5 protein-coding genes are annotated in these 6,533 nt (G+C 67.0%); 3 read left to right on the top strand and 2 right to left on the bottom strand.

What is annotated here, in order from left to right; translation table 11 throughout:
• Positions 1–136: 136 nt before the first annotated feature.
• Both ilvD and ABZ789_RS15825 read right to left on the bottom strand, forming a co-directional pair.
• Positions 137–1,978 (bottom strand): dihydroxy-acid dehydratase, encoded by a 1,842-nt coding sequence (ilvD, locus tag ABZ789_RS15830; protein WP_358425228.1) that lies wholly within the window; start codon positions 1,976–1,978, stop codon positions 137–139.
• 140 nt (positions 1,979–2,118) lie between these two features.
• The gene (locus ABZ789_RS15825; RefSeq protein WP_358425244.1) at positions 2,119–2,664 is read right to left on the bottom strand and encodes a PH domain-containing protein; all 546 of its coding nucleotides are present in this window, start codon (positions 2,662–2,664) and stop codon (positions 2,119–2,121) included.
• Positions 2,665–2,928: 264 nt separating this feature from the next.
• On the opposite strand from ABZ789_RS15825, the gene ABZ789_RS15820 reads away from it, so the two are divergent.
• Genes ABZ789_RS15820 through ilvC form a run of 3 tightly spaced genes read left to right on the top strand, consistent with a single transcriptional unit; the run spans position 2,929 to position 6,421 of the window.
• Positions 2,929–4,869 carry an acetolactate synthase large subunit gene (locus ABZ789_RS15820; RefSeq protein WP_358425226.1) on the top strand — a complete coding sequence of 647 codons (1,941 nt, stop codon included), beginning with the start codon at positions 2,929–2,931 and terminating at the stop codon, positions 4,867–4,869.
• Positions 4,866–5,369 carry an acetolactate synthase small subunit gene (gene ilvN, locus ABZ789_RS15815; RefSeq protein WP_006554535.1) on the top strand — a complete coding sequence of 168 codons (504 nt, stop codon included), beginning with the start codon at positions 4,866–4,868 and terminating at the stop codon, positions 5,367–5,369. The genes ABZ789_RS15820 and ilvN overlap by 4 nt, the downstream gene beginning before the upstream one ends.
• A gap of 50 nt (positions 5,370–5,419) precedes the next feature.
• Positions 5,420–6,421, top strand: a complete 1,002-nt coding sequence (gene ilvC / locus ABZ789_RS15810; protein WP_358425242.1) for a ketol-acid reductoisomerase — start codon at positions 5,420–5,422, stop codon at positions 6,419–6,421.
• Positions 6,422–6,533: the final 112 nt, after the last annotated feature.

The raw sequence follows: 6,533 nt of genomic DNA, 5'->3' as shown, positions 1-6,533 counted from the left end.
CCAGATGGTTACCGAACCGGTCGCAGTCCTCCGCAAACGACATGATCGTCGCAACCTCTCGTTGAGAGTGTTGCGACGATCATGTGAACCCGCCCCGGTGATCGCGGGGCCCCTCCTCGTCGGCACTCGGTCCGCCTCACAGCACGCGGCGGACGGCTCCCTTGTCGGCGGAAGTGGCCAGCGCTGCGTACGCACGGAGCGCCTTCGAGACCGTTCGTTCGCGGTCGACGGGCTGCCACGGGCGCTCGGAGGCCTCCATCTTGGCGCGTCGATCGGCGAGGACGTCGTCGTCGACGAGCACCTCGAGGGTGCGGGTCGCGACATCGATGCGGATGCGGTCGCCGTTCTCGACCAGGCCGATGACACCACCGGATGCGGCCTCGGGGGAGACGTGGCCGATGGACAGGCCCGAGGTGCCGCCCGAGAAGCGGCCGTCGGTGATCAGGGCGCAGACCTTGCCCAGGCCGATGCCCTTGAGGAACGAGGTGGGGTGCAGCATCTCCTGCATACCGGGGCCACCGGCGGGACCCTCGTAGCGCACGACCACCACGTCGCCCGGCTTGATCTTCTTGCCGAGGATGACCGAGACGGCTTCCTCCTGCGACTCGACGACGAAGGCCGGCCCTTCGAAGTGGAACAGATCCTCGTCGATACCCGCAGTCTTGAGGATGGCGCCGTCCGGCGCGAGATTGCCGCGCAGCACGCACAGGCCGCCTTCGACGGTGTAGGCGTGCTCGATGTCACGGATGCAGCCGCCGGCCGCGTCGGTGTCCAGCGACGACCAGCGGTTGTTCGTCGAGAAGGGTTCGGTGGTGCGGACACCGCCCGGCGCGGCGTGGAAGAGTTCGAGGGCCGTCTCGGATGCCTTACCGGAGCGGATGTCCCAGGTGTCGAGCCATTCGTCGAAGCTCTCGGTGTGGACGGTGGAGACGTCGGTCTCGAGCAGGCCGCCGCGCCGCAATTCGCCGAGAATCGCGGGGATGCCACCGGCGCGATGCACGTCCTCCATGTGGTAGTCGGAGTTCGGGGACACCTTCGCCAGGCACGGCACACGGCGGCTGATCTCGTCGATGGTCGACAGGTCGAAGTCGACCTCGCCCTCCTGGGCGGCAGCGAGGGTGTGCAGCACGGTGTTCGTGGAGCCGCCCATCGCGACGTCGAGCGCCATGGCGTTGCGGAAGGCGGCCGGGGTCGCGATGTTGCGCGGCAGCACCGACTCGTCGTCGTCCCGGTAATAGCGCAGGGCCGCCTCGACGATCGTCGTGCCGGCGGTCTCGAACAGGGCGCGTCGCGCCTCGTGGGTGGCGAGGGTCGAGCCGTTGCCGGGCAGCGCGAGACCGAGGGCCTCGGTGAGGCAGTTCATCGAATTGGCCGTGAACATGCCCGAGCACGAACCACAGGTGGGGCATGCGCTGCGCTCGACCTCGTCGAGACCCGCGTCGTCGACGGCCTCGCTGGCGGAGGCGGAGATCGCGGTGATGAGGTCGGTGGGTGCGTGCGCGACACCGTCGACCACGACGGCCTTGCCGGCCTCCATCGGGCCACCCGAGACGAAGATCGTCGGGATGTTCAGGCGCATCGCGGCATTGAGCATGCCCGGGGTGATCTTGTCGCAGTTCGAGATGCACACCAGTGCGTCGGCGGTGTGTGCGTTGACCATGTATTCGACGGAGTCGGCGATGATTTCGCGGCTCGGCAGCGAGTAGAGCATGCCGCCGTGGCCCATGGCGATACCGTCGTCGACGGCGATCGTGTGGAATTCGCGTGCGACGCCACCGGCTTCGCGCACCGCCTTCGCGACGATCTCACCGACATCCTTCAGATGGACGTGACCCGGCACGAACTGCGTGTAGGAGTTCGCGATCGCGACGATCGGCTTGCCGAAATCGGAATCGGTCAGGCCGGTCGCGCGCCACAGGGAGCGCGCTCCTGCAGCATTTCGTCCGACGGTGGTGGTGCGTGACCTCAACGGGGGCATGGGCTGACTTCCTTGACGGTGGCTGTGTGCGCAATCGGCCTGGCCGCATCCGGTCGCCGGGCTGGGCGGAGCCGGGCAGCGGCACCGACGAATCTACTCGCGTGCTGTCGGGTGCGGCTATTCGCGTCCGGTCGCACGGCTCAGGAGGACTCGTCCTTCTTCTCGACGGTGGGCTCGTCGGTCTTCTCGACGGTGGCAGCATCGTCGTTGATGTCGGCTTCCGGAACGGGATCGGGTGCTGCCTCGGCGCGGTCGGCCTCTTCTTCCTCTGCCCGGCGGGCTGCCGCATACGGATCGGGGATACGGCCTCCGCTCGCCTCCGACAGTTGTGGCAGGCGGCCGAAGGTGACCACGGGCAGCGCGACCTCGCTGCCGTCGGTGAGCCGTGCGCGGGCCCAGCCCCGCTTCGGGAACCGAAGGCCGTCGAGAGAATCCCACTTCAAGGTGGTGGTCGAGAAGGTCGAGCGCGCGACTATGCCCTCGGGGCCGACGACGGTCCGCACACGGACGACCCATGCGGCGACGAGGAACGGGATGATCAGGGTCCAGGCGAAGGCTGCGGGCCACGCGAGGGCGGGAGAGGCCAGCGCGAGGAACAGGATGCCGCATGCGACGAAGGACAGGCGCGAGATCTGGATGACCTGCGTCGTCGAATCGGGCGTGTGGGATGATGGAGAAGGTGGCACGGGCTGCTGGGAAGATGACACCTCTACATCTTCGCACTGCAGCCGCGGCATCTCACATTCTGGGACGGTCGACCGCACCAAGTTGACTGTCTGGACACCATGCGCTTAACGTCGAGCGCGTGAATCAGAATGGGTTGCTCGTAATCGGCCGGCGCGTCGTCGCCTGAGCCGCATCCTGCAACTCGCCCACGACGCGCCACCCTCGTACAGCAACTCGCTGACGAGGGTTTTTTGTTGCCCGGAGCAGAATCAGAGGAATTCGCAGTGAGCGCACCAACCGCACGGCCTCAACCCTCGCCGCGCAAGCCGGGGTCCGCTACCCCGACTCCCGCAGCTGCAGCAGCGCAGCCCGCCAACCGACGCCAGGTCGCCCCCGAGCGGGTCACCGGCGCGCAGTCGGTGGTCCGCGCACTCGAGGAACTCGAGGTCGACACGGTATTCGGTATTCCCGGCGGCGCGATCCTCCCCGTCTACGATCCGCTCTTCGATTCGCGGCGCGTGCGCCACGTGCTCGTCCGGCACGAGCAGGGCGCCGGCCACGCGGCCACCGGATACGCCCAGGCCACCGGCAAGGTGGGCGTGTGCATGGCCACCTCCGGTCCGGGCGCGACCAACCTCGTCACCCCGCTTGCCGATGCGCAGATGGACTCCGTGCCCGTCGTCGCGATCACCGGCCAGGTCGGTCGTCCCCTCATCGGCACCGACGCCTTCCAGGAAGCGGACATCTCCGGCATCACGATGCCGATCACCAAGCACAACTTCCTCGTCACCGACGGCGCCGACATCCCGCGCATCCTGGCCGAGGCGTTCTACCTCGCTTCGTCGGGGCGTCCCGGTGCTGTCCTCGTCGACATCCCCAAGGACATCCTCCAGGCGCAGACCACTTTCAGCTGGCCGCCGGAGATGCACCTGCCCGGCTACCGTCCCGTGACGAAGCCGCACGGTAAGCAGGTCCGCGAAGCCGCGCGACTGATCGCCGATGCGAAGAACCCCGTGCTCTACGTCGGCGGCGGTGTCATCAAGGCCGAGGCGTCAGCCGAGTTGCTCGAGCTCGCCGAGCTGACCGGCATCCCGGTCGTGACGACGCTCATGGCCCGCGGCGCCTTCCCCGACAGCCACAACCTGCACTGCGGAATGCCCGGTATGCACGGCAACGTCGCCGCGGTGGCCGCACTGCAGAAGAGCGATCTGCTCATCACCCTCGGTGCTCGTTTCGACGATCGCGTGACCGGGCAGCTCGACTCCTTCGCGCCCGACGCCAAGGTCATCCACGCCGATATCGACCCGGCGGAGATCGGCAAGAACCGGCACGCCGACGTTCCGATCGTCGGTGACTGCAAGGAGGTCATCGTCGAGCTGATCGAGGCCATCCGCGCCGATCTCGCGACCGGCACGAAGCTCGATTACTCGGCCTGGTGGGCGTATCTGGACGACATCCGTCGCACCTACCCGCTGAGCTACGACCGTCCCGCCGACGACACCTTGTCGCCGCAGTACGTCATCCAGGCCGTCGGCAAGCTCGCCGGCCCGGATGCGATCTACTGCGCCGGGGTCGGCCAGCACCAGATGTGGGCCGCACAGTTCGTCGACTACGAGAAGCCGCGCACCTGGCTCAACTCCGGTGGTCTGGGCACCATGGGCTACGCGGTGCCCGCCGCGATGGGCGCCAAGATGGGTCGGCCCGAGGCCGAGGTGTGGGCCATCGACGGCGACGGCTGCTTCCAGATGACCAATCAGGAACTCGCGACCTGCGCTGTCGAAGGCGTGCCGATCAAGGTCGCCCTGATCAACAACGGCAATCTCGGCATGGTCCGGCAGTGGCAGACGCTCTTCTACGAGGAGCGGTACTCGAACACCGACCTGGCCACGCACTCGCTGCGGATCCCCGACTTCGTCAAGCTCGCCGAGGCCCTCGGTTGTGTGGGTATCCGAGTCGAGCGCGAAGAGGACGTCGAGCCGGCCATCCGCCGGGCGCAGGAGATCAACGACCGTCCCGTGGTGATCGACTTCATCGTCGGCAAGGACGCGCAGGTGTGGCCCATGGTCGCCGCCGGCACGAGCAACGACGAGATCATGGCCGCGCGCGACATCCGGCCGCTGTTCGACGACGACGCTGCCGCCGACGATCCTGCCGTCATCCACGAGACCATCGATGCGCTCGAAGCCCGCACCGAGAACGCTGCGGCCCAGGAGGAGACCAAGTGAGCACGAGCCACACTCTCAGTGTTCTCGTCGAGGACAAGCCGGGCGTGCTCGCCCGCGTCGCGTCGCTGTTCTCGCGCCGCGGATTCAACATCGAGTCCCTTGCGGTCGGTGGCACCGAGGTGCCCGACATCTCGCGGATGACGATCGTGGTGACCGTCGACGAGTTTCCGCTCGAGCAGGTCACCAAGCAGCTCAACAAACTCGTCAACGTCATCAAGATCGTCGAGCAGGAGGACGAGGCGTCCGTCGCCCGCGAACTCGTGCTCATCAAGGTGCGGGCGGACGCGAGCGTCCGCACCCAGGTGATCGAGACGGTGAATCTCTTCCGGGCCAAGGTGATCGACGTCTCGCCCGAGTCGCTGACCATCGAGGCCACCGGTACACGGTCCAAGCTCGATGCGCTGCTGCGCATGCTCGAACCGTACGGAATCCGCGAGATCGTCCAGTCCGGTGTCGTCGCGGTCGGACGCGGTCCGAAGTCCATCACGGCTACCCGTTAGCCTTAACACACCCATACTTGCTGAAAGAGGTAATTACTGTGGCAGTCGAGATGTTCTACGACGACGATGCCGACCTGTCGATCATCCAGGGTCGTAAGGTCGCCGTCATCGGCTACGGCAGTCAGGGACACGCGCACTCGCTGAGCCTGCGCGACTCGGGCGTCGACGTTCGCATCGGTCTGAAGGAAGGCTCGAAGTCGCGGGCCAAGGCCGAGGAGGCGGGCCTGACCGTCGGCACCCCCGCAGAGGTCGCCGAGTGGGCCGACGTCATCATGGTGCTCGCTCCCGACACCGCGCAGGCGTCGATCTTCAAGAACGACATCGAGCCCAACCTGAAGGACGGCGACGCGCTGTTCTTCGGCCACGGCCTCAACATCCACTTCGGTCTCATCGAGGCTCCCGAGAACGTCACCGTCGCGATGGTCGCCCCCAAGGGCCCCGGCCACCTCGTGCGGCGCCAGTTCGTCGACGGCAAGGGCGTTCCGGCGCTCATCGCCGTCCACCAGGACCCCAAGGGTGAGGGCCAGGCGCTCGCGCTGTCCTACGCCAAGGGCATCGGCGGCACCCGCGCCGGTGTCATCAAGACCACCTTCAAGGAAGAGACCGAGACCGACCTGTTCGGTGAGCAGGCCGTGCTCTGCGGTGGCACCGAGGAACTGGTCAAGACCGGTTTCGACGTCATGGTCGAGGCGGGTTACGCCCCCGAGATGGCGTACTTCGAGGTTCTCCACGAGCTCAAGCTCATCGTCGACCTCATGTACGAGGGTGGCATCGCCCGCATGAACTACTCGGTCTCCGACACCGCCGAGTTCGGTGGCTACCTCTCCGGCCCGCGCGTCATCGACGCCGGCACCAAGGAGCGCATGAAGGAGATCCTCAAGGACATCCAGGACGGCACCTTCGTCAAGCGCCTCGTCGCCAACGTCGAGGGCGGCAACAAGGAGCTCGAGGCACTGCGCAAGGAGAATGCGGAGCACGGCATCGAGGTCGTCGGCAAGCAGCTGCGCGACCTGATGAGCTGGGTCGATCGCCCGATCACCGAGACCGCTTAGTCGTCTCCATCCCGGCCGCGACGGCAGCCCGCCACCGAAAAGGTGGCGGGCTGCCGTCGTTCCGAGTGATGCCTGCGCTCGGTGCGCGCCGAAACGAATCTCTCCACGTGCC

It is taken from the genome of Rhodococcus sp. NPDC047139 (assembly GCF_040643435.1).
Classification (GTDB): Bacteria; Actinomycetota; Actinomycetes; order Mycobacteriales; family Mycobacteriaceae; genus Rhodococcus.
The sequence above is the reverse complement of the archived record's forward strand: the minus strand, read 5'-3'. Positions and strand labels throughout refer to the sequence as shown.